Genomic DNA, 25,354 nt, shown 5'->3' with positions numbered 1-25,354 from the left:
AAAGAGCATCATGCCTCAAAAAAATAATACAGCCGTCATCATTGGCAGTGCCTGTCCCGACCTCGGACAAAGCATCTGCCGGCATCTGAGAATTAAGCCCATCCAATCGGAAGTCCTGACGTTTAGCGAGGGAAATACGTTTGTGCGGGTGCTTGAAAGTGTGCGCGGCAAGGACTGCTTCATCATCCAGGGTATCTGCTTTCCGGTTGATAAGAATTTCATGGAACTCATGTTCTGGGTTGATGCCCTGAAACTCGCCTCGGCTTCGAATGTCACGGCCGTGATTCCCTTCTTCTCTTATGCCAAGGGTGATAAGAAGGATGAGCCGCGGGTGTCGATCCGGGCCCGGGTTTGTGCCGATGCCCTGGAAGCGGCCGGGATCGATCGCGTGCTGACCATGGATCTGCATAGTCCCCAGATTCAGGGCTTTTTCCGGAAGCCGGTCGATCATTTGAATGCCCGTGGAGTTCTCGCAGCTTATTTCCGCAAACAGGATCTGAGCGATTGGGTTGTGGCTTCCGCCGATGTCGGTTACGGCAAGAATGCCTTCAAGTTTGGTCAGGAACTGGGCTGTCCGGTCGTGATCGGGAACAAGACGCGGAAGGATCACAGCGAAAGCGCTCAGATCTGGAATATCGTCGGGGATGTGAAGGATAAGAACATGCTCATCGTCGATGATATCGTCTTCACCGGCGGTTCCCTGATTGCGATGGCGCAAGCCGCGCGGGCCCAGGGCGCGAAGAAAATCGTCGCGGCCGTGACCCATGGGGTGTTAACGAACGGCGCCATCAGCAAGTTTGACTCCAGCATTATCGATGAGCTGGTGATTACGGATACGGTGGAGTATCGCTTTGAAAAGCTGAGCGCCAAGGTCAAGGTGGTCTCCGTCGCTCCGCTCTTCGCAGAAGCGATTCGACACATCCATGACCACGAGTCGGTCAGCGAGCTCTTCCCGAATTGAAGCCGCGCAACGACAGGGGCCGCGCGCAATGTCACCCAACCCGGCCGCTCAGGCCGGACAACCGGTCCCTTCTGCCGTCCTAAACCCCGGCCCAGTCTGCCTCCCAGCCACCTCACCGAAGCTTTTGATGCGCCAAGCTTTTGTTGTAATCAAGCCACAGTACGGGAGCTTTTCTTGCCCTATTTGTGCGTAGCATCGTGACATGCAAAAGAAATTAGGGTGGACAGTTCTGAGCGCACGGGTGTATTGACCAATGATCACCTTGTTCCAGGCACGACACAGGTGATCCATCTCAGAGGGATCAAGAGAGGAGTCAAAAGTGCAAGGTAACGTTTTATCAAAAACCTGGGCTCTCGTTCTAGGCGGCTCCAGCGGAATGGGCCTGGCAACAGCCAAAAAACTCGCTCAAAACGGCTACAATCTTTTTGTCGTTCACCGCGACCGTCGTGGCTCCATGAAGACTGTGGATGCTCATTTCGATGAAATCCGCGCCATGGGTGTGAAGCTCGAAGCGTACAACATGGACGCGCTGAGCAACGAAGGCCGTCAGGCTATTCTCAACAGTATCGCCGATACCCTCGGTGATGGCAAAATCCGCGTTCTCCTTCACTCGATCGCTCTTGGCAACCTGAAGCTGGCCGCTCCGAAAGCCAATCCTGATTTGCCATTCGATGACAGCAATCTCCTGAACGAAGAGGACGTGGCTCAAACTATCTATAATATGGGAACCAGTCTGCTCTTCTGGGTCCAGGACATTCACAAGCGCGGGATGTTTGCCCCGGACTCGCGCGTGTTTGGCTTGACCTCGGAAGGCAATCAGGTCGCGTGGCTTGGTTACGCCGCGGTATCCGCAGCCAAGTGCGCTCTGGAATCGATGGCCCGGACCATTGCCAAGGAATTTGCACCTCATGGCATTCGCTGCAACATTCTGCAGCCCGGCATCACCGATACTCCAGCGCTCCGCCTGATTCCTGGCAGTGAAAGCATGAAAGAACATGCCATTGCCCGCAACCCACTGGGTCGCATGACCACGCCTGAAGACGTCGCCGGGGTTGTTTATCTACTCAGTCGCGACGAAGCTTCCTTCATCAACGGCGCTTTGATTCGCGTTGATGGCGGCGAAAGCATCAGCGGCTAACGGAGCTGAAAAACCTATGACTGCTTATCAAGATCTGCCGCTGGAAGAAAAATTTACACGGGTTCTGTCCCTGGTCCCTCAACAGAAACCTTTTCGTTTCGTCGATCGTATTATTGAAGTCGACGAACAACGAATTGTAGGCCAGTATACTTTCCGTGAAGATGAATGGTTCTATCGCGGCCACTTTCCTGGCAATCCGGTCACCCCTGGTGTGGTGCTGGTCGAATGCATGGCTCAAATCGGGCTGGTGGCATTCGCTATGCATCTAAAATTGAGTGCGGGTCAGGACCCCTCAGAATATGTGACCCTGTTTCAAGAAACCCAGGTGGAATTTCTGAAGACAGTCTTGCCAGGCGATACGGTAACCGTGAAGGCGGAACAGATCTATTGGCGCCGAGGCAAACTCAAGGCCAAAATCGATCTCTATCTTCCTGGTGAAGTTCTGGCCGCGTCCGGTACGATGGCTGGCATGGGAGTGAAGAGTAGCAATGCATAAGTTAAGACGAGTGGTCGTCACCGGCCTTGGGGTCGTGGCTCCCAACGGAAAAAATTGCGCGGACTTTACCGCATCGGTGCGGGCGATGCGTTCGGGTTTGCGTTTTGTGCCCCGCCTGCAGGAACTCGGGTTTGCCTGCCAGGTCGGTGGGATTCCACAGGGCATGAAAGAGGTCGCCGAGCAGCTTTTCTCGGAAGACCTGCGTTTTGCGATGAATGAATACATCAGTTATGCGGCCATTGCCGCTTTGGAAGCGTTTGCGGATGCCGGTCTTAAGCCGGTGCCAGCCAACGCCGAGCGGGCCATGGACGATACCGGTGCCATCATTGGAACCGGCATCGGCGGTTTGGATACCTTCTCGGATAAAGTCTATCCCAACGTCGCCGCTCATAAGATCAAGCGCCTCGGTTCTTCCGTGGTCGAACAGATCATGGCCAGCGGGGCTTCGGCTCGCGTCGGCGGTCTGCTCGGTTTGGGAGGCCAGGTCAGCAGCAACAGTTCCGCCTGCAATACCGGAACAGAAGCCATTGTCATGGGGACCCGCTCCATTCAATGGGGTCTGGCCGATCGCATGGTGGTGGGTGGTGCGGAAGGATCGGATCCTCATATCTGGTCCGGTTTTGATTCCATGCGCGTCCTCAATCGTGGTCACAACCATGAACCGGAAGCCGCCTCACGCCCCTTGAGTGCCAGCGCCGGTGGTTTTATTCCCGGCAGCGGTGCCGGCATACTTGTGATAGAAGAGCTGGAAACGGCGCTGCGGCGTGGCGCGAAAATCTATGCCGAAATTATCGGAACAGCCACCAACTCCGGCGGGATGCGCGCAGGCGGCAGCATGACGGCGCCAAACCCCTACGGAGTGCAAACATGTATCCGAAAAGCCTTGATGCAAGCTGAGATTTCTCCTGATAGTATCGACTACATTAACGGTCATCTCACTGCGACAATGGCTGACCCCATGGAGGTTCGGAACTGGTCTGAAGCATTGGAACTCGGTCCTGATCGATTCCCCCGGATCAACTCCACCAAATCCATGATCGGACATGCTCTCGGTGCCGCTGGTGCAATCGAATCGGTTGCGACCCTGCTGCAGATGACCCATGGTTTTGTCCACGGGTCGCGTAACTGCGAAGATTTCCATCCGGAAGTCGAGGCTTTCGAACGCTGTGTGCCCAAACAGTCTGTCGACATGCCGATCTCCATCGCGGCCAAAGCCAGTTTTGGATTCGGGGATGTGAATAGCTGTATCATTTTCAAGAAATGGAGTCAGTGACATGGAACAACAGGAAATTTACTCGAACGTCGTCCGCATCATCTCGAAGCACGCGAAAAACGAAGATGCTCTGAAGAATCTGGGACCTGAAACCCACATCATCAACGACCTGCAAGTAAACTCTGCACGTCTTGTGGATATCGTTCTCGACTTCGAAGACACCTTCGACCTCGAAATCAGCGACGATGACGCCGACAAAATCAACACCATCGGCGATGCGGTCAAGCTCGTGAAAGACCTGCTGCACTGATTCTTAGCAATCAAGGTACCCAGCTCGCCTCTTGAGCTGGGTTATTTTTTTGGAATGCCCGACTGTGGAACTCGCAGCCAGACATCGCATATCCCTACGCGTCCAGAAATTCTGGGGCTATATCAACTTATTTTGGTTCGGCCCACTCTTTCTCTTCCTTCTTCGCTATGCGGGAGGCTATCGCTGCCGGGATCGCGAGGCGGTGCGTGCCAAACTCGATGGCATTTTGAAGGCGCATCCGAATCGTCCGGTGCTGCTCTGCGCGAATCACATGACCATGATTGATTCGATGCTGATCACCCGCTTTCTTTTTCCCTTTCCTTCGCTTTTCACGAATTTTGAACGTTTTCCCTGGAACATACCCGAGCTCCAAAACTTTGGTGTCAATCCTCTGTCACGCCTCATGTGTTACCTCGGCAAATGCGTTTACATCGAACGTCATGGTTCGGTGGAATCACGGAAGCTGTCCTGGTCGAAGGTCACCTGGCTCAATCATCAGGGTGATTTCATCTGCGTTTTCCCGGAAGGGGGTCGCACACGGATCGGGCGCGTGGATCGCGATGCCGCTGTCTATGGTGTAGGTCAGCTCCTGCAGGACAATCCCAAAACCCTGGTGATCTGCGTTTACCTGCGTGGCCTGGGTCAGGAAAATTTCAGTTTCTTCCCGCGCTATGGCGAGGAATTTTTCCTGGATGTCGAGGTCTGTGAATGCACAGTGCTTCCGGGCCGTCGCGGCCAGAAGGAAATCACCATGCAGATGTTTGATAGCCTCGAAAACCTGGAGAAGAAGTATTTTGCGGCTCGGCAATGACATCGTCGATCGCGCTGCCACCCGCGAGCACAACCCGCGTTTTGTCGATCGCATTCTGAATCCCGAGGAAAAATCGCGGCACCAGACCTGGTCCTTGGATGAACCTTTGCTCTGGCTTTACTGGGCCTGCAAGGAAGCGGCATACAAAGCCATCCGGCAATCCCGGGACATTCCCTTTCATCACCGTGAATTTATCGTATCTCCGGATATGACCACGCTGCGCTATCACACCGAAACACTGCGGCTCAGCACGAGACAGGAAGGGGACGCGCTGTTTGCGCTGGCCACGGATGCTGATCCTGTTCGCTGTCATTCGCGGATCCTAAGCTTCGACACGGAATCTGATCCCGCTACTCAGAGTGCCAAAGCACGCTCTCTTCTTTTGGAACTGACAGCGACCACACTGCAGTGCCCTGTGACGGACCTGGCCATTACCTCGACCCATCGCATTCCAAAAATTCTGCAAAAGGGCCGCGTTCTTCCCCATCCGGTGAGTCTCACTCATCACGGTCGATACGTCGCAGCTTCCCTGGCGATTTCATAAGCCCTGGACAGATGCATGGTCGCCCTATATGCTCTTTGCCCGTCAAACACGAGGAATGACGCATGAGCAGCCTGGAATTAACGGACGCCGAGCAACGCCTGATCAGGGAAGAGGAAGAGATCTTCCGCGACGTGATCGAGGCCATTTATGAAGCCCGCCGCAAGCGACAGGCCAGCCAGGAACATCTGGCTCAGCGCCTGGAGGATCTGCGTGAAGAGGCCTCCAAGGCCAAGACCGCGGACCTGCCGGCTCTCTTCGATCAGATGAATACCCAAAGAGCGCTCATGGAGCGTCAGCCGAAAAGCATTCTGCCCGATATTCAATCGCCCTACTTTGCGCATATGGGGCTCGAGGAAAACGGCAAGCGTCGCGAGGTGCTCCTCGGTCATTTGACCTTTTTGGAAAGCCGCAAGCTGCCCATTATCGACTGGAAACACGCTCCCATTTCGCGGATCTTTTTCAATTACCGCGAGGGTGAGGAATATGAAGAGGAACTGCCGGGCCGCGTGGCGATGGGCACGGTCATCAAACGGCGCGTGGTGACGATTCACCGCGGGCAACTGGTGCGCATTCATGCCTTTGGCCAGAGCTATCGCCGGAAAGATGATGGCAGCTGGGTGCGGGATACAGCCGGCTTTATACCCAATCTTGCCGGCGGCTCGGGAACGGCCAGCCGCACGCTGCAATCGGGCCTGGGTTTGACCAATACGCCCGGTCCGGATGTTTCCGCACTTTTGGATCCGGAACAGTTCCGTATTCTGACGGCCGATCGCGACGATCCCCTGCTGATTCTCGGCGGCGCCGGCTGCGGAAAAACCACAGTGGCCTTGCATCGCATTGCGTTCCTGCATCATCAGCATCCGGATACCCTGCCCCAGAACAAAATCCTGGTGGTGGTGCCCGAAGAGGGCCTTGTGCGTCTCTCGCGGAAACTGCTCGATAGCCTCGGGCTTTCCGCTGTGGAAGTGCGGACCTTTGATGCCTGGGTTGAAGTGCAGGCCCGGCGCCTGCTGCGGTCCCTCCCGGGGCGCACATCGGACTATACGTCGTCCAATGTCAGCCGCTTGAAACGCCATCCGGCTCTCCTCAAACTCTTCCCGGAAATCGTCCGGCGACAGATCGAAGAGATTATCAAGCAGCTCGATCGGCACATTCCCGGTTCGCAGCATCTGCACGCGCTTCTGCGGGATCGCACCGACCTGACCATGCTCGATCGTCTGAATCAGGCGGAAGCGCAGCTGAGCAAGGAGGCGGAAGCCCATGCCGGTCATACTGCACCGATGCAGCTGCAGAACATTAAAAAGTTCTTCGATGATCGCCGCAAGCGTTACATGAATACCGTGGGGGATCGGGCCGATCTTTACACCAACCTTGAACTCTTGCAGCTGGCCGCGGCGCATTCCGATGGGCAGATCACCGAAAGCATGATCCGTGACACCATCAGTCATGTGATGGAACAGCTGGGGCAGAATGCCGAGCAGCAGTACAGCGGCTATGCGAGCGATGTATTGGAAACGGTCGATGGACGTTCGCTCATTGAGGATGAAAAGGAACAGTCGATGGCCGACACCATCGACGTCGAGGATTTCGCCGTTCTTTTGGAACTGCATCATTACAAGACCGGCAAGGATATTTCCCGGCATGGCCGTCTGAAGACATACGCACACATGGTGATCGATGAAGCGCAGGATCTGGCCACTGTGGAACTCAAGGTGCTGGGACGTGCCCTCGAGGAAGGCGCCGCGATCTCCATCGCCGGCGATGCCGCCCAGCAGATTGATCCGACCCATAGTTTCGCCTCGTGGGAGCATGTGCTCGATGAACTCGGCCTGCCGCGCGTCCATGCCAACCATCTGCAGACCACCTATCGTTCACCGGAACCGATCGCAGCGTTTGCGCACGCCATCCTCGGGCCGCTGGCACCAGCCCAGCGTCCCAAGGCCATTCGCGACGGCCTGCCTGTGGCCCGCACGCTCTTCCCTGATGAAGGTCAGATGGCTGTGTTCCTGAGCGATACGCTGACCAACCTGATGCTGAATGAGCCGCAGGCGTCCATAGCGATCATCACCAAAACCTGGGATTACGCGCTCTCGCTTTATAAACTTTTGGAGGATATCCCGAAGGTGCGCCTTGTGGAAGGCGGGGAATTTGAATTCCGTCCTGGCATCGACATCACACCGGCCTCCGAGGTCAAAGGCCTGGAATTTGATTATGTGATCGTGCCGGATGCCAATATAGGCGTCTACCTCGACAAGCCCGAGGATCGGCGCCTTCTGCATGTGGCGGCGACACGGGCGATTCATCAGCTCTGGGTGATTTCCGTGGGCCGTGAATCGCTCATCCTGCCACCGCTCGACGATTAACTGGGAATAATCCCCTGTTTCAGCATTTCACGTACTCCTTTCTCCTTTTGCAGATCGCGGGGGGAAAGGCCTTCCTCCTGAACCAGGAAATCATAGGCTGGTTTATACGGCATCGATTCCAAAATGTGACGGGCCAGGTGCGACTTTAAAGTGGGTGTGCGTTCCGAATTGAACTCATGGATCAGGGTCTCTTTCGCTTCCGGATCAAGAATCAGAAGTTCCCGGATGGCTTCGGCTTCAAACTCACTGTATTCCCGCACACTTTCCTTGCGCAAATACTGGATGAAAGCCTTCAAGGACTTGAATCCCCAGGACCACTCCTGCTCCACTTCATCTTCGAAAAGTGAAATGTTAAAGAGCAGGGTTAAATCGCTTTTCATATGTTGGTTTCCTCTAAGAGGTCATTCCAAAACAGAACCGGAAAGCATGCAAAGCCGGTGCCCGGTCCATGGAACATATAACTATTTAATATTTATAATTAATTCGAATTGCGATCTGTCGAGACATTGGCCGTTGTCGAAGTCCTGGCAAACAGGTTTCGCGTGGCGTGTCCTTGGAGAATCATCTTTACTTCTCGAAGAGTAGGTAAGATTTCCCCTGCAGTTTCCCGCTGGATTGTCGATCAAAGGCGGTGTGATATTGCGTTCTTGCGAGGGAGATTTCCGCTTATGCAAAGATTGTGGTTCCTGCTCGCTCTTCTGTATTTCGGGGTGAGTCCGCAGCGGCTGGGAGCCCAAACCATTGTCATTTCGGACAGCATGCAGGGACTCGTCGTGGGACCTTCCTTGAGTTTCCTCGAGGACGCGAAGCGGGAACTGAAGGCTGAGGATATCTTCGCCATGGACCGCCGCGCGTTTCGTCCAAGTCTCCAGCAGGATCCCAACTTTGGCTTCACACGTTCCGCCTACTGGGCCCGCTTTCAGATGGAAAATAGCAGCGACCAGGTCCAGCGCATTTTCCTTGAGTACGGATATCCCAACGCGGATTACATCGACTTTTATAGTCCGCTTGAGAATGGCCAATATAATAAAAAACGCTCCGGCGATCAGTTGCCCCTGAGTGCCCGCGAAATCCCCTACCGTCTGCCGGTCTTTATCGTGGACGTTCCGCCCGGAGTTCATACCTACTTTATGCGTATTGAAACCGAAGGCGTGGTGCAATTTCCTTTGCGGATCTGGACACCCGATGCCTTTCATTCGAAGCGGGTTTCGGAAACGGGTTTTCTGGGAACGGTCTATGGTTTTTTCCTGGTCATGATCTTCTATAACCTTCTGCTCGGGATCAGTGTCCGCAGCCGCAGCTCGCTCCTGTATGTTGGATTTATTCTGGCCGGCGTGGGTAACTTTTTTGGTTTCCAGGGTCTTTGGCTGGTGTTCTTTCCGGACTCGATCGGTCCCGTGCTGGCCAACCACGGTTTTATCATGTCCTCAGGCTTTTTCGCCTCGTTTGGTGCCCTGTTTTCCTATGCCTTTCTCAATATCAAGGATCATCCGCGGGTGATTCGTTGGCTGATTTATCTGGGAAGTAGCATCGGTTTCTTCGTCGTTCTGCTCTGTCCCTTTTCCTATAACCTGGCGGCAAGAATTTCGGCTGTCAATGCCTTCGTCACAGCCTTTGCCGTGCTGGCGGCATCGGGTGTGGCCTGCTACCGGCGCTTTCGTCCGGCGTATTTTTTCACCTTGGCCTGGCTGCTCAGTATCACGGGAAACCTGCTCAATCCTCTGGCTTTGGCGTCGATCATTCCCGTGAATGTCTTCACGATTTGGGGTTCATTCCTGGGTGTGGCAGTGGAAGTCGTTCTGATTTCCCTCGCACTCGGCGACAAGATGCGGCTCGCGCAGGAGGAATCGGAAAGGCAGATCCGTGAGTTGAACTCCGGCCTGGAACGCAAGGTGGAGGAGAAAACCCGGGATATCATGGCGATCCTGAAAAACATCAAGCTCGGGATTTTCGCGATTCAGAAGGAAAATTTCTCGATCCATAAGGACTACTCCCACCATCTGGAAGACATGGTTCGGCAAAATCAGCTGCACAACCGGCCGGCTCTGCCTCTTCTTTTTCAAAACAGTTCCTTGAGCGAGGATGAAAAGCAGCAGGCGGAATCAGCGCTGCAGGCCAGTCTTGGCGAGGACGAAATCGCCTTTGAAGCCAATGACCACTGCCTGCCGCGGGAAATTCATTACCATCCGCCGCATCCGGAGCAGACCTTTGAGCTCGACTGGAATCCGATGCTGAACCAAATCGGTCAGGTGGAACGAGTACTGGTGACTTGCAAGGACGTAACCGAAGTCCGCCGTTACCAGAGGGAGGCGGAACATCGGAAGAAGGAACTGAACTACATCGCCGAGCTGATCAACGTCAGCCAGGAAAAATTCAGCCGATTCTCGACCTCTGCTCATCACTTTATCGAAGAGAACCAGCGTCTTCTGTCCACAGCCGTGTCCAGCCCCGAGGTTCTCAAAATTCTTTTTATCAATATGCATACGATGAAGGGCGCAGCCCGTTCGCTGGGCCTTAAGGAATTGAGCAATACCCTGCATGAAGCCGAGAACACCCTGACGGTTTTGCAGAAAGGTGACCAGGTCTGGGATCATGAACAGCTGACCCGGGAACTGGATGCCGTGACAGCTTCCCTGGCCCAGTATGATTGGATCAGCGCGCATCGCCTGAATCGTTCACTTCATACGCTCGACAGCATCGAGATTCGCGTGGAGGATCTGGAGAAGGAGGTGGAGGCCATCGAGGAGCTGCAGAGCAGTCCGGACTCGAAAAACATGGCGAGTTATCTGACTCAAATGAAGCAGCGTCTGGCCCGTTATGCCTTCCGCCCTGCCGCCGATGTTTTCCGTGAACTGTGCGAGCCGGCCCCACGTCTGGCCAAGGACCTCGGCAAGCTTCCTCCTCAAATCAACATTGAGGGCTCCGACTTTTGCTTTACCCATCGTTCGGTGGAGCTTCTGCGTAATGTCTTCGTTCACATCCTGCGCAATGCTCTGGACCATGGCATCGAAAGCGAGGCAGAACGCAAGGCCTCGGGCAAGCCTGCTCAGGGCACCATTCATATCAATCTGAAAATCGAGGCCGACCGTCAGCTCGCGATCGTGGTCCATGACGATGGCCGTGGCCTCGCCCTCGGCATGATCAAGGAAATCGCCTTGATCAAAGGCTTCCTACACGCCGACACCAGTCCCAGCCCCGAAGCCCTGGCTCAGTTGATTTTCGAATCCGGCTTCAGCACCAGTTCCGGCATCAGTGAAATTTCAGGCCGTGGCGTGGGGATGGATGCGGTGAGACGCTGGCTGGAGAATGCAGGCGCCAGCGTGAGCATTGAATTGAATCCAGCGTCCCGCTCTGACCTGCAGTTTGTACCGTTCCAGCTGAAAATCAGGCTGCCGTGCGGCCTTTATCGTCAACTGGAACCGGAACACAGTCTGGCGCTTGTGGGCTAGGAATCAAAGACTCTGCGCGTGATAATGCGCCACCAGCTGCCCCATCGTGGGCAGCCCGTCCTCGAGCTTCTGCGCTTTCAGGTACTCGGGATTCCAAAGTTTGGAAAAGGAGCGCTCGCCCAGATCGCAGGCGAAGGTCACGATCCGATGACCGGGACCGAGCTGCAGAGCGGTATGAAGGGCGGCGGCCGCGTTCAGGGCGGAACTGCTGCCCAGGACAAGGCCATCCTCATCGCGCACATAACGGGCGACCGTTATCAATTGCTTGTCCGTCACGCGCACAGCAGCATCGACCTTGGCCTTGGCAAAGTTGGCGACGAGACGCATGATGCCGATGCCTTCGGTCAGCGAGGAACCCTCGCTCTTGAACTCGCCGGTCTTTACGTAGGAAAAGAGGCCCGAACCTTCCGGATCCGCCAGCACAACTTTGACATCCGGCAGTTGTTCCTTCAAATAGGCCGAACATCCCCCGATCGTGCCGCCCGTCCCCGCCGCGGAAACCAGCGCATCGAGACGACCGCTCATCTGCTGCAGAATTTCCGGTCCGGTGAAATCATAATGCGCCCGGAAATTCGAGATGTTCTCGAACTGATTCGCCCAGAAATACTGCTCAGGCTTTTCTTCGGCGATGCGCCGCGCGGTGTGATAGAAATGCTTCGGATCCTTGAAGGGACAGGGATCCACCAGCATGAGCTCGGCGCCATGCAAAGCGATCATGCGTTCCTTCTCCGGAGTCTGCCCCTTTGGCATTACCACGAGCATCTTATAGCCAAAGGCCTTGGCGGCAATGGCGAGGCCGATCCCGGTATTTCCGGCGGTCCCTTCGACGATCGTCATGCCGGGTTTCAAGCGCCCGTCCTCGATCGCATCCTGAACCATGGCCAGGGCTGCGCGATCCTTAATGGATCCGCCTGGATTCATGAACTCACATTTCACGAAGATATCACATTGGCTCAAGCGGCTGAGAGAAGGGATTTTGAGCAGAGGCGTACGACCGACCAATTCCACGAGGTTATGTGCAAGCATAGGCTTCATGGGTAACTCACTCCTATGGGAATCCCTTCAAAGTTGTTGTGAATGCACCACCGACCTTGCCATATATTTTCTGAAGTGGCCAGCTCAGTCTTGCAAGACGCAGCTTGCGCCAGCCTGGGCGTGCATCTGTCAGCCAACAATGATGTGGGAGATAAAAAAGATATTGACGAGCGAACGAGGGCCTCGTGTTTGGCGATTGACACTCGCGTGTCATCGGGAGGAGCCAAACAATATTCCTCTAGCACCTCTGTGCCAAGTCCCTCATCCACTCGCCCTAAAGGAGTCTGCAACGTTATTGTTAAAGCAAGGGCTGGGCCACGGACGATGATCCTCCCTATGGACGCCAAGTCCTTGATTCCAAAACCTTTTCTCATCCCGAAACCGACGCTTTTCCTGTCGCAATCCTCAACATGATCAGAAGTCTGACATCACGTTTTTACCAACTGTTTTTCCCACTTGATTCAACGCATTAAAGAACTCTTACCCGGCAAGTAAGTGGGCCTGCTTGAAAACCTGGGCAGTGCGTTGCTCCCGGCATACGCCTTGCACAGGCGAAGCTGTGGATTGTTGCTGCTCCTACTGCTGTTGCTGAGGTACTGAAAAATGAAGCTGATATACCTGCCTGTTCTGAGCCTTGCACTGGCCGCGACGGCCCCAGCGGCTGATTTTTCTCCAAACAAAATGGGCCCCTTGCTCCAAAAACCCTTGCCTTCAGCGGTCTATCGCCTGGGACTGGATTATGTTCAGTCCCATGATGAATCCGACCAGCAATTCATACAGCGAGGACTGAATCTGGCCATTGGTTTGCCAGCTCAATTTGAATTCGGTCTGGGGCTGCTCGATACGCAGGAACCCCGCGTGGATCATCGCAGCAAACCCCTTGGAGGCTTGGCCTGGCTGCGCTGGAACATGGTGCAGTCCTCGCTCTTTTCGTTAGCAGCCACGCTGCAATATCAGCCCGGACTCTCGACTTACGAAAGCCAGTTTCAGGCCAATCAGGATCGGACTTCCATTGGCGTTGATATGGGCGTGCAACCCTGGTCCTGGCTGTCGAGCGCTGTCTACGCCAACTACAGTCGTCGTCTGGACGAACGCTTTCATGCGGTGCGGCTCGGCACGGAAGCGGTCGTCGGAGCCCGCCTCAGCTTGGGAACCTCATCCTACGGAATCTACGGGGACGGCTCCCAGCGGCATCTGAACGCTCGCCATAGCCGAACCGGGGAAAGCGGGCACATCTTTGCCCGCGAGTGGCAGGCCGGCCTTTATGTGGGAACGAAGACTCTTCAATTCAAAACCTTCGCCCTGATCCCGGACACCCAGCGTTACCTGGGAATGCCCGAACGCGGCTTCGGAGCCTCGTTCACCATGCTCATCGGTAGTGGTGCAGAGGCTCCGGTCGATCCACGTGACAACCCGGGCGATGCCCTCGCCGCGATTGCAAAGGCTGAACGTGAAAACGAAGACGCCGAAAAATTGACGGAATCTGACATAAAAATTCTGGAAACGAACGAACTGGATGAGTTCCAACTGCTCGAGAAAAAAATGCAGGAGAAGGCCAGGAATCAAAAGGAAACCCCTGCCGAGAAAGCTGAACGCGAAATGCGACAGAGTCTGGAAGCTGAAAAGAAAATGGCCGCGCAAAAAGCCTTGGAAGACGAAAAGGCCAAACGTGATGCGGACCAGGCTTATCAGCAGCGCGTCCAGGATCGTGAAGACGCTTATCTTGAATATAAGGATGAGGTCAACGAAGAGGTCAATCGTTATACACTGCCTGATCAGGACGATCTCAACTGGAACGGATTGACCCCTTAAAAACCGTCAATTTCCCACACCCGAAACCAATCAACTGTTTGGGTTAAAATTCGCCCAAATAGCTGTTGCAAAAGACTTGAGGCTCCATTAAGCAAGCTGGAGCTTCAATGATCTCATTTTGCTATCGAGGTGTTTCTTGAAATTCAACTTGCACGGACTGTCCAGCCTGCTGCTGGCTGCTGCCTGTTTCGCCTGCCAGCCCCACGACGGTCAGAATTCCGAACAGAAGATAGTCGACAAATCGCATCTGGATCGCGATCTGCTGGCCACAGGTCCCTTCGCGATCGAAGAGTCCTTTTATAAAGTCGCTCCTTCCATTGACCGGGATATCCTGCCTGCACCACCCTTCGGCCAGCCGGAGGTAAAAACCGATATTCGCGGCAAACTCTATCTGCCCAAGGGCAACGGTCCATTCCCTGTCCTGGTTTTCCTGCACGGCAATCATGGAACTTGCGGCAAGGTCACAGGACCAGGCAATCCGCGCCTCGACCTTAACGTGGATTACACGCTCACGGGTCAATGTCCGCCCGGCATGATCGAAGCGCCCAGCTTCCTTGGTTATGAATACTCCGCGAAGCATCTCGCGTCCTGGGGTTATGCGGTGATTTCCATCAATGCGAACCTCGGCATTACCGGTCGCGATGGTTACAATTCCCGCGACGCCGGTCTGGTCTATGCTCGCGGCGCTCTTGTGCTGAAGCACCTGATCAAGCTGCGGCAGTGGTCCAAAGCGGGCGATGAGCAGGCTCTTGTTAACAAGGACCTCGACATCAAAAATAAATTCGACTTCACCGAAGTCGGTGTCATGGGACACTCGCGCGGCGGTGAGGGCGTGCGCTACGCTTACAATATTTATGAAACGGCAAAAGCGGATAGCCTCTGGAAGCGGGAGCTGCCGGATCTCAAAATCAAAGGCGTCTTTGAAATCGCCCCGGTTGATTTTGGAACGGGCACGACACCTTTGAAAGTGGAAGCCCTCGGCACAGCCTGGACCGTTTTGATCGGCGGTTGCGATCGTGATGTCAGCAACTTTATGGGCAGCAACCCTTATGCCCGCATGCTCGGAGCCCAGGATGGTTATCCGAAAGCCATCTTTGCCATCTGGGGTGCCAATCATAATTTCTTCAACAGCGAATGGCAGGTTTCTGAGGCACCGCACCGTTGCTTCGGCAGTCAAAAGCCGCTTTGGAATACCAACGCCGATCCCTTGCCCGGACCACTCGCCATGGAAGATCCCTATGCATTGGAAGGCGTGACCGGTTCGGTGGCTCAGCAGACTCTGGCCAAGGCGCTGATGTACTCCTTCTTCAAAGCCAACGTCGGCAAAAATGTTGATTCCACATTGATGCACACCTTTGATTCCCAGTATGCGCTGCCCCGCGCCCTGGATCAGCTGGCGCCCAGCAGCCGGGAATTCATTCTTTCGAATAACACGGTACGCGTGGCCCGGCCTGGCAAAACTCTGAAGGCCAAACACACCGAAGGAGCCATCACCTGGCAAACGTTCGATGACAAACTGCAGGCTGATCTGCCTCTTCTGCAAAAATATTGGGACGCGTATGCCCTGGACAACGGCTATTCCCGCATGATTGTGACACTGGTGCCTGAAAGCTTTGCGCGTCCGGCGCTGGTGTTGGAAGGCCCCGTTCTGAACGCCGCACAAACGATTGATATTCCCTTTGATGCCACAACCAACACCGAACATTACTGGACCGTGGATGCAACCCTCGCGCGTCGCACCGGTTGTTATGTCTATCCGGAAACGGACTGCGTTCCCGACTCCAGTGTCGCGGAAGTGGATGTGGCTCTGATTTATGAGGATGGCAGCAGTTCCGACTTTGTGCAATTGACCGACTACATCAAGCTGGAAAATTACCATAGCAATTATTTTGAAATGGCGTATTCAGAACCCATTGCAAACTCGGGCGTTTCCTATAGGCTGGGTTTCAGCTACGTGCCTTTGCTGTTCAGTACAGCCCGCTTTGAGCTGACCGATTTTGCTCTGCAGAATCCGAACATCAAAGGTCTGCGCTTGAAGTTTCCGGCCGGCAAACCGGTCGCTCTGGCTCTCGACGAGATTCGCCTGGTCAAGCGCGCGAACGTGGCTCATTGAAAGGATTCTGAACGGAGCCGCCTGACGTGACGTTAATGACCCTGCGCAAGATGAAAACAGAGTTTCGGGAAGATAAGCCGGTCCTTTACTTTCTGCAGCCGGATGAACCTCCGCTGAATGAACGTCTGGGGACCACCGTAACTCTGCGCGCCAGCGGCTCCATTTTCTGCATCGCCTGCGGCCGTAAAACCAGCAAGAGCTTCAATCACGGTTATTGCTTCCCCTGCATGCGGAAATTGGCTCAATGCGACAGCTGCATGATCAAGCCCGAGCAGTGCCACTATCACCGGGGCACCTGTCGGGATCCCAGGTGGGGTGAAGCGTCCTGCATGATCCCGCATCTTGTGTATCTCGCCAATTCCTCGGGCATCAAAATCGGCATCACCCGCGCCTTTCAACGGCTGACGCGCTGGATGGATCAGGGAGCCGTCCAGGCCATTCCTCTTGCCACTGTCAAAAATCGTCTGGATGCGGGTCTGATCGAGGTCGTGCTCAAGCAGCATTTTCCGGATAAAACCAACTGGAGGGCCATGCTCAAAAGCTCGGCGGAAAGCCTGGATATGGAAGCCTTGCGGGACGACGCCCTGGGCTTTTTGCCCATGCATCCCTTTACGGAAACGTCAGACGAACCCGCGGTGACCCTGCACTATCCCGTGCTGGAGTATCCGCAGAAGGTGCTGTCCTTCAATCTGGAAAAACAGCCGCACATGGAAGGCACGCTCCTCGGCATCAAAGGGCAGTATCTGATCTTCGATACCGGCGTCATCAACGTGCGCAGCCACGCCGGCTATGAAGTCGAGGTCAGCTGAATTTCAAGGGCTCTCAAGTTCCTGAAAGCCGTCATCCATCGGGACGATTTTCGTTTCCTGGCGATCCTCTTCCTTCAGGAAATAGACTTCCTCAACGTTGACATCATCATCCGACAGCTCTTCCACCTTCAAATCCTGAACCTTGCCGGCCGGCGTGGGCGTCGGCGTGGCGGCAGGTGGAACGTCCAGTCCAGCGGCCACCTGCTGAAACCGCACCCTGGCGGCCTCGGACAGAGGACGGCCGGCCAGCTCCTGATTGATCCAGCCATTCACCTTGATATTGGGATCATAGGTGGCCGCGACCAGATACAGATCATTGATCGGGTCACGCCGCCTGATAAGGCTTTCGAGGATCACTCGCCTTGTGCCGGCATCCATGATCCGAATGGCCTGGCGCATGATATAGATTTCCCCGCCCGTGGCCGCGCGGCGAAAGCGTCGGAAATAGTTTTGAATCAAGGAACGCCGCGTGGAACCAATGCCGGCTTCCACCGTATCGATGTCCACAGCCACACCTGACTCCGCCAGCGCGATCAGAGCCTCCATGCGGGTCCAGAACTTGGGCTGGGCCAGCGCATCATTGAGCAGATTCTGGGAGCCCTTTAAACGGGCCTTGCGCATATCGATAACAGTTTTATAGCGTTGCCAGACAAAAGGGTGCGCCAGACCCTGACGCCAGCGTTCCTCCTGCGCTGGGTTGAGTATCCCCCCTTCCGGACCTGTCGTATTTTCCAGAGGATTGGGCAGGGCCCAGTAAGGGTTCTGAAGATCGACCTGAGGGGTCGGCGGGGTCTCCACTTTCGGTGGTGGAGCCGGGGCCACCTGCTGCGTGGTGGGAGCCATCATGGTCGGGGCACTTTCGGGCATCATGTCATCCGCCGGGGATTCCGGTGCCATCTCACTGGTCGAGCCGAATTGACTTAAGATCTGCGACAAAGGACTTTCCGTACCATCACCACTGGTCAGATAAAGCGCGGCTGCCAGGGCCAGCACCAGGACGCCCACTATGATATAGTTGCGTGTGTTGCTGCCACTATCAAATCGACCAAAAATCTCGGTCATTCGGGTGAGCGAGGTTCCAAATGAGGATCCGGTCGAAATTGAACTGAGGGGTCGCACATCCGAGACCTGATCCAGGTCGCTGGCGGCCGACGTTTCCGTTTGAAACTGATCGCCTCCCGCGTACTGCGGATTGTACATTACATTCGCGGGTTTAGGCGCTTCCTTGCCCTGGCCTTGAAGGCCCCCGATATCATCGAGACTGATGGTCTTGATCGCGTCACTCATTTGACACCCTTCCGTCCCTCCTGGGTCTTCTTTCTTCATCGTCAGAGTTTCCGGAAAACTTAAATTCACAGGGAGGGTATGCGACGGAATTTGCCGGGTATTTTACGCAGCTCCTGAATCCGGGTCCATGTCAGCCAGACAGGAAAGGGGAAGTTTTGATTGTTATTCGCGCTGGAATTACGTATAAACTTCGCTTGAATTTTGAGGATTTTGTGTTACTTAAACATCCTCCCGTGCGCTTATTAGCATGTTGTTTCAATCTTTTATTACCGCAAAGGTTTGCAGCCCATGAAACTCGAGAAGCTCAGGAACATTGGTATCTCGGCACACATCGACTCCGGAAAAACTACCTTGTCCGAGCGTATCCTCTATTACGCCGGTAAGATTCATAAGATCGAAGAGGTTCGGGGCGGCGGTGACGGCGCAACCATGGACCACATGGAACTCGAAAAAGAACGCGGTATCACGATCACTTCCGCATCGACCACGGTCTATTGGAAAGACCATATGATCAACCTGATCGACACCCCGGGTCACGTGGACTTTACGGTGGAAGTGGAACGTTCGCTCCGCGTCCTCGACGGCGCTGTCCTCGTTCTCTGCGGTGTATCAGGCGTTCAATCGCAGTCGATCACGGTCGACCGCCAGATGAAGCGTTACAATGTTCCTGCTTTGGCCTTTATCAATAAATTGGACCGCGCCGGTGCCAACCCTTTCAAGGTTACAGGCATGCTGCGCGAAAAACTCGGCCACAACGCGGTGATGATGCAGCACCCCATCGGCGCTGAATCAGACTTCCTCGGCGTGGTTGACCTTATCACCCGTAAAGCCATCTACAACGACGGCGAAAAAGGTGACAACATTCGTGTTGAAGATTGTCCTGCCGAGCTGAAAGACAGCGTGGAATCCCTGCGCGCTGAGATGCTCGACAAGATTTCGATGTTCAGCGATGAAATGACTGAAATGCTTTTGGAAGAAAAAGAAATTCCAGAAGATTTGATTCACGCCACCATCAAGAAAGCAGTTTCCACCAAGGAGATGACCCCAGTCTTCATGGGTACCGCTTTCAAGAACAAAGGCGTGCAGACTTTGCTTGACGCTGTTCTCCGTTACCTGCCTTCCCCACTGGAGCGCAAGTATTACGGCAATGACAACGACAAAGGCGAGAAAATCGAAGTTTATCCTGATCCGAAGAAACCGCTCTGCGCGATGGCTTTCAAGATCACGGACGAAAACTTCGGTCAGCTGACCTATACCCGTATCTACCAGGGTACGCTGAAAAAAGGTGAGAGCTACTACAACCCACGTATGGGCAAGACGCAGCGCGTGGGTCGTCTGGTGCGGATGCACTCGAACGACCGCGAAGACGTGAACTTCGCCGAAGCTGGTGACATCATCGCCATGGTCGGTGTGGAGTGCGCGTCCGGTGATACCTACTGTGACGAAGGTATCAACGTCACCATGGAAAGCATGTTCGTTCCTGAGCCTGTGATCGAACTCGCCATCAAACCTGCCAAGCAGGAAGACCTGGTGAAGATGTCGAAAGCTCTGAACCGCTTTATGAAAGAAGACCCCACCTTCCGCGTGAGCGTGGACAAGGAGTCGAATGAAACCCGTATCGCAGGTATGGGCGAACTTCACCTTGAAATTTACGTCGAACGCATGAAGCGTGAGTACAAGGCCAACGTGATCGTGGGTCAGCCGAAGGTGAACTACCGTGAAGCGCCGACTCAGAAGGCCGATTTCGATTACAAACATAAGAAGCAGACCGGTGGTTCGGGTCAGTACGGTCACGTTGTGGGAACTCTGCACGTGAACGAGAATCCGAAGTCAGAGGAAGATTCACACGAGTTTGTTAACGCCACGGTGGGTGGTTCGGTTCCAAAGGAATACATCCCCGGCGTGGAAAAAGGTTATCGCGAAAGCCTCGACAAGGGTCCTTTGGCCGGCTTCAAGGTGATCAACACCAAGTTCGAGCTGAAAGACGGTACCTATCACCCTGTTGACTCCTCTGAGATGGCGTTCAAAATCGCCGCTCGTCAGGCGTTCAAGCAGGCGTTCCTTGAGTCGAAACCTGTGATCCTTGAACCGATCATGAAGGTGGAAGCGGAAACCCCTATGGAATTCCAGGGTACTGTGCAGGGTGACCTTTCGTCCCGTCGCGGTATGCTGCTCGGTTCCGACATGCGGGATGACTATGCGGTTATCCTCGCTGAAGTACCACTGGGAGAGATGTTCGGTTACTCAACTGACCTGCGCTCGAAAACCCAGGGTAAAGCAACCTTCTCCATGGAATTTGCTTGTTACCGTCCTGTTCCGTCCTCGATCCAGGAACAGCTGGTCAAGAAATTCCGTGAAGAGCAGGCTAAAGGTGGCAAGAAAGACGACGAATAATCGTCTGAAGCAACATGCTGTTCTCAGGGCTCCGCAAGGGGCCCTTTTCATTTTTCCCAAAGTCCCGCCTCAACCCTCTTCATTCAGCTTTGAAAGAATCTGCCGATACGAAAGCATCGCGCAGGAGGCGCCCATGGAAAACACGGAACGAAAATCCCGCTTGCGTCTGGTGAAGGCGAACGAGGATCAGACGGCGGACGAGCGGCACGAGCAGCCCCAGACGGAGCAGCTGAAAAGCGCTTTCGCAAAACAGGTGAATGGTTTTGCGGATGAGCTCGATCGCATGATTGCGACGATTCTGAATTCGTAAAAACTTTCGATGTTAAAGCATCATGCAGAATTGCGTGGGTTAAGATTTCTTAACCGCGATTCTACATGATTTTATCCAAGATCCTGCTTCGAACTTGCACTCCTCCTTCCGGTATGTGCTGCAAAATCTTATACTGACATGAAGAGAGAGCCCTGGCGTAGAGCTCGGACCATCACTTGGGAGTTCCACCATTTTTCCCTGGCTTAACAGCATCACACGCGGGCTGATGTTCATCAGTGCGTTAAGCTTTACCATCCCGGTTCCGGCGGCTGACAAAGCGAAAATCATCACGATCGGTTCGCCTTTGAACAGTCCACCCTATGTCTACGAGGGGGAAGGTCGCGGGATTGAGATGGAGCTGGTTGCATCCATTATCAAAAAAATGGGCTATGGTTTTACCTGGCGTCACCTGCCGCCCAAGCGCATGCGCCACCAGGTATTACAGCGCGAAATTACCGTGGGCATTCGTTCGCAACCCGTACCCGGTGACAAGCTCTTCTACAGCCGCCCCTATATACAGTTTCAAAATGTTGCCATCGCCCTGGATCCCAATGTCCAGGTGAATACCGTCCAGGATCTGTCGAAGTATAGCGTCGTGGCCTTTCAAAATGCCAAGGATGTCCTCGGCCCTGAGTATGCCAAGGCCGTCTCCAGGTGCACGGTTTATATGGAAGTAGCCAACCAGGCCAAGCAGATTGAGACCCTCTTCCGCCGGCGGTCACAGGTCATCATTCTCGAGAAGCATATCTTCAATCACTTCCGCGACATGTTCGATCCCAAGAGTGAAGTGAAGATATTCGAGATTTTCCCGCCAACCCAGTACTCGGCGGTCTTCCACGATAAGACGATGCGGGATGAATTTGATAGGATTCTGCAGGCCACCCAGCCATCGCTCACCCGGGACTGAGCCGCGAGGAGTTGGACCAGGCTGCTAACGGATCAGGCACGCGACGCTGTGATTTTGGGTATTGAAGCGGACCGTGCCGATGCTTTCGCGACTGCTGTTCCGCACCACCCAATGACCTTCTCTCGCAGGTTCCACGGTATGCGCGGCCAGATCACAGATACGGCTGGCGAGATAACGCCGAATATCGGCGCGGAGCGTGCTGCCGTCCCAGGTTCCATAAATCGTGAGGCTACTGGATCCGCAGGGCAAGGGGCTATCCGAAGCACAGGTAAAGACCGTTTCCGGTTTTTCAGGAATGGGCAGGACCGCGCTCAGATCCGCGACGGCTTGGTTCATCACAGCGACGCTCACGCAGGGTCCGGAGCAGTCGTGATCGGACGCCGCGCAGTCCGCATCGTTGGCTCCGAAGCGGAATTCCCGCCCTGTCCCATCCACCAGGATCAGAAAACGTCCCCCATAGCCACCATCAATGGCACCATAAGGATTGCAGCGTGGCACCTGACGAATGCTCGCCTGAGCCAGACGGTCCAGGAACTGAGCCCGGGACTCAGCCGACCAGGACGCATTTTTCTGCACCACAAGCGGTTCCTCAGGAGAGAAGGGAACCGGATCAAACTGCCGCTCCACGTCCAACGTCAGCTTTTCAGGATCGAGGCGAAAGGTCAGGGTATCGGTCATGACATAACCATCCTCGAAGAGTTCGAGGACGCGCAGGCTTTTGGTGTGAGGAAGGATCGCATTGAGTTGAGTGATGGTGACATCAAGTCCGGCAGGATCCCATTCCTCAGGAACGGAGGGCCCCCGCCGATGTTTGCAGGAATTCAGAGACCACAGGCTCAGCAGGCTGAACGCCAGGATACCACGCTTCAGCCGTTGATGGTTTGGGCTCGACGTTCCCAATTGCGGTCCGCCTGTGTTTCATAGATGGTTTTTTGAAGGCTCGACAGCTCGTGTGAAAGCTCCAGCGTCGGCTGTTCCAGCTGCTGCAGGAGCACGCGCGCCAGACCCTTCCAGTCGGACTGGGACTCCGCCACCTGAATGGCCCGATGCGATTTTCCGATCATCTCACGCATGGACGTGACATTGGTGATATCTATGCGGCGGTCGATCAGAACCAAAATATGATCCAGAAGCTCAATCATCAGGCGAGCATCCTCGATCACCGCCCGCGCTTCCATGCTCAGGCGTGAACCCTTGTATTCCCAAAGGTGCACCGCAACCGGCTTCAGGTTGCGACCGATGGCCGTGCTGAGATTCCGCAGGGCATCGATGGTCTGAATGCAGATTTCCATGGGCGAATCGATTTTGCAGCGTAGATCGGATTCCGGCGTCAGAGGCAGTGCCGGTACATACAGCACTTCATCGTTACCGAGGTCGATGTCCCGACCATCCAGGGTAATCCGCGTGATGGTGTGGTCGGGCCGCAGAAGGTGCTTTTCAATCCAGGCAACGGCATCAGACAGATTGTGAACCGGCACGGGAACCGGGATTTTCTTGCCATTGATCAGCAGTTTCTTCAGCATATCAGTCTCAACCGTTGGAAGTCGTCAACTTGCTTTTCTGTTGTTCAAATTCGGTGCTGGCCTGCTTCGCCAGCGCGGCAGCGCGCTTGTCACGAGGATCAGCTGCCAGAATCTGCTTCATCAGCCCCAGACACTCGCTGAAGCGCCCCAATTTGTAAAGGATGCCGCCCAGCGTATAGATAAAGTTGTAGTCGTTGGGATGAATCTGCAGATAGTTGCGGATGGCTCTCTCGGCTTCCGCATAGCTTTCGCTTTCATGCGAGATGCGGACCAGTGAGTAAAGAGCGGCCGTGTTCTCAGGGTTGATCGACAGCGCCTTCACAATCCAGCGGCTGGCTTCGCGCAACTCGTTCATGCCCTGGAAGGCGAGACCGAGACCGAGGTTGGCCATCTCATCATCCGGGGCCAGGCTGACCGCTTTCTGAAAGTGCAGGACGGCGATATCGTTGCTGCTCTTCATCAGACCGACGGTACCAAGACCGACGTAGACGCGCGGGGAATAAGGATCCAGATCCGCGCCATGCATATAGGCGTCCTTGGCTCCATCGATATCACCCAGCTTGGCAAAGCAGTCACCGATCAGACGGTAAAGGTTTGCGCGGTGATGGACCGGCACTTCATCCATGCGGAAGACGGTTTCGATCGCGTCGACGGCTTCGACATACTGCTTGCTGCGAACCTTGGCTTCGATTTCCAGAACGCGATGATCGAGGCTGCTGAGGTCGGTGCTGTTTGTGGCCTCGGCAAAGCGGTTCAGAAGGTCCAGCATGCTGGCCCGGACGCGCTCCTCGGTGAAGCGCTTGCCGGCCTCACTCAGGTTTTTCTGGACGATGTCATGGACGATCGAAGGATTCGAGCGCATTTTATTGATGGCTTTGGCCAGGCTGAGTGGCGAGGACACGCAGAAATCGATGCGGTGCTTGCCGCAGTATTCCTCGACCAGGGCATGACGGGCGGCGATCACGGGAATGCCCTGAACCATCGCGCTCACGATGCGGTAGGGGTCCCCTTCCAGGCGATCATGCGAGGCGATCGGCGAAATATAAACGGCATCGGTGGCCTGATGAATGGCCCGGATGCTGTCACGGGTGGGGGCATAATAGAGGGCGCAGTTATCAATGCCCATGTTGGTGAAGAGATCACGCAACTCACCGGCATAGGTACCCACACCGCAGAAGACGATGCGAAGTTTGGACTGCAGACTGGGTTCGCGCTTGATCAGAAGGCGGGCTGCGGCGGCGAGATCGGAAAGACCTTCCTCCCATTCCATTTGCCCCATATAGCTGATCACGAGATCGCTTTCGGCGATGCCCAGGGTCGCCCGCGCCTTGGCCCGACCGGCCGGCGTGCGATCCACACGGGCTTCCACCCAGGTGCCCATTTCCATGATGCGATCAGCATGCACGCCTTCAAGTTCGAGCGCGTTGCGGGCCGCTTTGGTTTGAACGATGAATCCGTCCGCAGCGTTGGTGATTTCGGTCCGGATGGTGCGCATCTGGTCCACGTCATGGGCCGGGTAGGGCACCAGGTTATCGACCCAGACCAGCAGGCGGAACTTATGGCGCCAGCGGGCTTTCAGAGCCTGATAAGCATAGAGGCCCAGGCGTTCCTTCACGATCACAATATCAAAGTCGCTCAGCACCTTTTCCAGGCTGGGCAGAAAGGTTGGGTTTTCATCATGGTCGCGCAGGACCACGCAGGTCAGATCCTGGAAGTACGAAGTCTGGGTCAGATAACCACAGATCGATTCCGAGCTGATCACCTGAACTTCGAAAGCGTCGATCAAGAGGCGAAACTGATCAACCTCTTCGACGCTGGGCAAGCTACCCAGGACCAGGGCTACCTTTTTCTTCAACTCACCCATCGAACGCCTCCGAAT

General features: G+C 55.0%; 21 protein-coding genes. 15 read left to right on the top strand and 6 right to left on the bottom strand.

All coding sequences use genetic code 11. The annotated features are described in order from the left end of the window. Nucleotides 1-10: 10 nt before the first annotated feature. The 8 genes from OLTU_RS06380 to OLTU_RS06345 all read left to right on the top strand — a co-directional run bounded on the left by OLTU_RS06380 (nucleotide 11) and on the right by OLTU_RS06345 (nucleotide 7,836). A complete protein-coding gene (locus OLTU_RS06380; RefSeq protein ID WP_141731919.1) occupies nucleotides 11-961 on the top strand; it encodes a ribose-phosphate diphosphokinase in 951 nt (316 codons plus the stop codon). A gap of 319 nt (nucleotides 962-1,280) precedes the next feature. Next, nucleotides 1,281-2,099 (top strand): SDR family NAD(P)-dependent oxidoreductase, encoded by an 819-nt coding sequence (locus OLTU_RS06375; RefSeq protein WP_218109879.1) that lies wholly within the window; start codon nucleotides 1,281-1,283, stop codon nucleotides 2,097-2,099. Then, complete coding sequence (locus OLTU_RS06370) at nucleotides 2,074-2,595, top strand: 3-hydroxyacyl-ACP dehydratase FabZ family protein (RefSeq protein WP_218109878.1); 522 nt, start codon at nucleotides 2,074-2,076, stop codon at nucleotides 2,593-2,595. Before OLTU_RS06375 ends, OLTU_RS06370 begins: the two co-directional genes overlap by 26 nt. Continuing rightward, nucleotides 2,588-3,868: a beta-ketoacyl-[acyl-carrier-protein] synthase family protein gene (locus OLTU_RS06365; protein ID WP_141731918.1), complete on the top strand. Its 1,281-nt coding sequence runs from the start codon at nucleotides 2,588-2,590 to the stop codon at nucleotides 3,866-3,868. Before OLTU_RS06370 ends, OLTU_RS06365 begins: the two co-directional genes overlap by 8 nt. Nucleotide 3,869: 1 nt before the next feature. Continuing rightward, the gene (locus tag OLTU_RS06360; protein ID WP_141731917.1) at nucleotides 3,870-4,118 is read left to right on the top strand and encodes an acyl carrier protein; all 249 of its coding nucleotides are present in this window, start codon (nucleotides 3,870-3,872) and stop codon (nucleotides 4,116-4,118) included. A 31-nt stretch (nucleotides 4,119-4,149) separates the two neighbouring features. Beyond that, nucleotides 4,150-4,929, top strand: a complete 780-nt coding sequence (locus OLTU_RS06355) for a 1-acyl-sn-glycerol-3-phosphate acyltransferase (protein ID WP_218109877.1) — start codon at nucleotides 4,150-4,152, stop codon at nucleotides 4,927-4,929. Next, nucleotides 4,913-5,473, top strand: coding sequence for a 4'-phosphopantetheinyl transferase superfamily protein (locus tag OLTU_RS06350; protein WP_176736383.1), 561 nt, complete (start codon nucleotides 4,913-4,915; stop codon nucleotides 5,471-5,473). The genes OLTU_RS06355 and OLTU_RS06350 overlap by 17 nt, the downstream gene beginning before the upstream one ends. A gap of 62 nt (nucleotides 5,474-5,535) precedes the next feature. Further along, nucleotides 5,536-7,836, top strand: a complete 2,301-nt coding sequence (locus tag OLTU_RS06345; protein ID WP_141731914.1) for an AAA family ATPase — start codon at nucleotides 5,536-5,538, stop codon at nucleotides 7,834-7,836. On the opposite strand, the gene OLTU_RS06340 is transcribed toward OLTU_RS06345, so the two are convergent. Further along, a complete protein-coding gene (locus tag OLTU_RS06340) occupies nucleotides 7,833-8,216 on the bottom strand; it encodes a hypothetical protein (RefSeq protein WP_141731913.1) in 384 nt (127 codons plus the stop codon). The two genes, OLTU_RS06345 and OLTU_RS06340, sit on opposite strands and share 4 nt — an antisense overlap. Before the next feature lie 288 nt (nucleotides 8,217-8,504). Here OLTU_RS06340 and OLTU_RS06335 point away from each other — a divergent pair, with 288 nt between their 5' ends. Continuing rightward, nucleotides 8,505-11,285 (top strand): 7TM-DISM domain-containing protein, encoded by a 2,781-nt coding sequence (locus OLTU_RS06335; RefSeq protein WP_141731912.1) that lies wholly within the window; start codon nucleotides 8,505-8,507, stop codon nucleotides 11,283-11,285. 3 nt (nucleotides 11,286-11,288) lie between these two features. Here OLTU_RS06335 and OLTU_RS06330 read toward each other — a convergent pair whose 3' ends face one another. Beyond that, entirely contained in the window at nucleotides 11,289-12,311 is a 1,023-nt protein-coding gene (locus tag OLTU_RS06330) for a cysteine synthase A (RefSeq protein ID WP_141736752.1), read from the bottom strand. Between the two features lie 612 nt (nucleotides 12,312-12,923). Between OLTU_RS06330 and OLTU_RS06325 the strand changes: the two genes are divergently transcribed. The 3 genes from OLTU_RS06325 (at nucleotide 12,924) to OLTU_RS06315 (ending at nucleotide 17,054) form a co-directional block, all read left to right on the top strand. Further along, the gene (locus tag OLTU_RS06325) at nucleotides 12,924-14,132 is read left to right on the top strand and encodes a hypothetical protein (RefSeq protein ID WP_141731911.1); all 1,209 of its coding nucleotides are present in this window, start codon (nucleotides 12,924-12,926) and stop codon (nucleotides 14,130-14,132) included. A gap of 136 nt (nucleotides 14,133-14,268) precedes the next feature. After that, nucleotides 14,269-16,245, top strand: a complete 1,977-nt coding sequence (locus OLTU_RS06320; RefSeq protein WP_141731910.1) for an alpha/beta hydrolase — start codon at nucleotides 14,269-14,271, stop codon at nucleotides 16,243-16,245. 35 nt (nucleotides 16,246-16,280) lie between these two features. Further along, nucleotides 16,281-17,054, top strand: coding sequence for a DUF2797 domain-containing protein (locus OLTU_RS06315; protein WP_141736751.1), 774 nt, complete (start codon nucleotides 16,281-16,283; stop codon nucleotides 17,052-17,054). A gap of 3 nt (nucleotides 17,055-17,057) precedes the next feature. On the opposite strand, the gene OLTU_RS06310 is transcribed toward OLTU_RS06315, so the two are convergent. Then, complete coding sequence (locus OLTU_RS06310; RefSeq protein WP_141731909.1) at nucleotides 17,058-18,341, bottom strand: hypothetical protein; 1,284 nt, start codon at nucleotides 18,339-18,341, stop codon at nucleotides 17,058-17,060. A gap of 288 nt (nucleotides 18,342-18,629) precedes the next feature. Between OLTU_RS06310 and fusA the strand changes: the two genes are divergently transcribed. The 3 genes from fusA to OLTU_RS06300 all read left to right on the top strand — a co-directional run bounded on the left by fusA (nucleotide 18,630) and on the right by OLTU_RS06300 (nucleotide 21,952). Continuing rightward, nucleotides 18,630-20,735, top strand: a complete 2,106-nt coding sequence (gene fusA, locus OLTU_RS06305; protein WP_141731908.1) for an elongation factor G — start codon at nucleotides 18,630-18,632, stop codon at nucleotides 20,733-20,735. A 133-nt stretch (nucleotides 20,736-20,868) separates the two neighbouring features. Continuing rightward, the gene (locus OLTU_RS31785; protein WP_176736382.1) at nucleotides 20,869-21,045 is read left to right on the top strand and encodes a hypothetical protein; all 177 of its coding nucleotides are present in this window, start codon (nucleotides 20,869-20,871) and stop codon (nucleotides 21,043-21,045) included. Between the two features lie 226 nt (nucleotides 21,046-21,271). Further along, nucleotides 21,272-21,952 carry a substrate-binding periplasmic protein gene (locus tag OLTU_RS06300; RefSeq protein ID WP_141731907.1) on the top strand — a complete coding sequence of 227 codons (681 nt, stop codon included), beginning with the start codon at nucleotides 21,272-21,274 and terminating at the stop codon, nucleotides 21,950-21,952. A 24-nt stretch (nucleotides 21,953-21,976) separates the two neighbouring features. Here OLTU_RS06300 and OLTU_RS06295 read toward each other — a convergent pair whose 3' ends face one another. Genes OLTU_RS06295 through OLTU_RS06285 form a run of 3 tightly spaced genes read right to left on the bottom strand, consistent with a single transcriptional unit; the run spans nucleotide 21,977 to nucleotide 25,339 of the window. Next, nucleotides 21,977-22,852 (bottom strand): hypothetical protein, encoded by an 876-nt coding sequence (locus OLTU_RS06295; protein WP_141731906.1) that lies wholly within the window; start codon nucleotides 22,850-22,852, stop codon nucleotides 21,977-21,979. Next, a complete protein-coding gene (locus OLTU_RS06290) occupies nucleotides 22,819-23,475 on the bottom strand; it encodes a hypothetical protein (RefSeq protein WP_141731905.1) in 657 nt (218 codons plus the stop codon). The genes OLTU_RS06295 and OLTU_RS06290 overlap by 34 nt, the downstream gene beginning before the upstream one ends. Nucleotides 23,476-23,482: 7 nt before the next feature. Further along, nucleotides 23,483-25,339: a glycosyltransferase family 4 protein gene (locus OLTU_RS06285; protein ID WP_141731904.1), complete on the bottom strand. Its 1,857-nt coding sequence runs from the start codon at nucleotides 25,337-25,339 to the stop codon at nucleotides 23,483-23,485. Nucleotides 25,340-25,354: the final 15 nt, after the last annotated feature.

Source organism: Oligoflexus tunisiensis (assembly GCF_001748245.1).
Classification (GTDB): domain Bacteria; phylum Bdellovibrionota_B; class Oligoflexia; order Oligoflexales; family Oligoflexaceae; genus Oligoflexus; species Oligoflexus tunisiensis.
The sequence above is the reverse complement of the archived record's forward strand: the minus strand, read 5'-3'. Positions and strand labels throughout refer to the sequence as shown.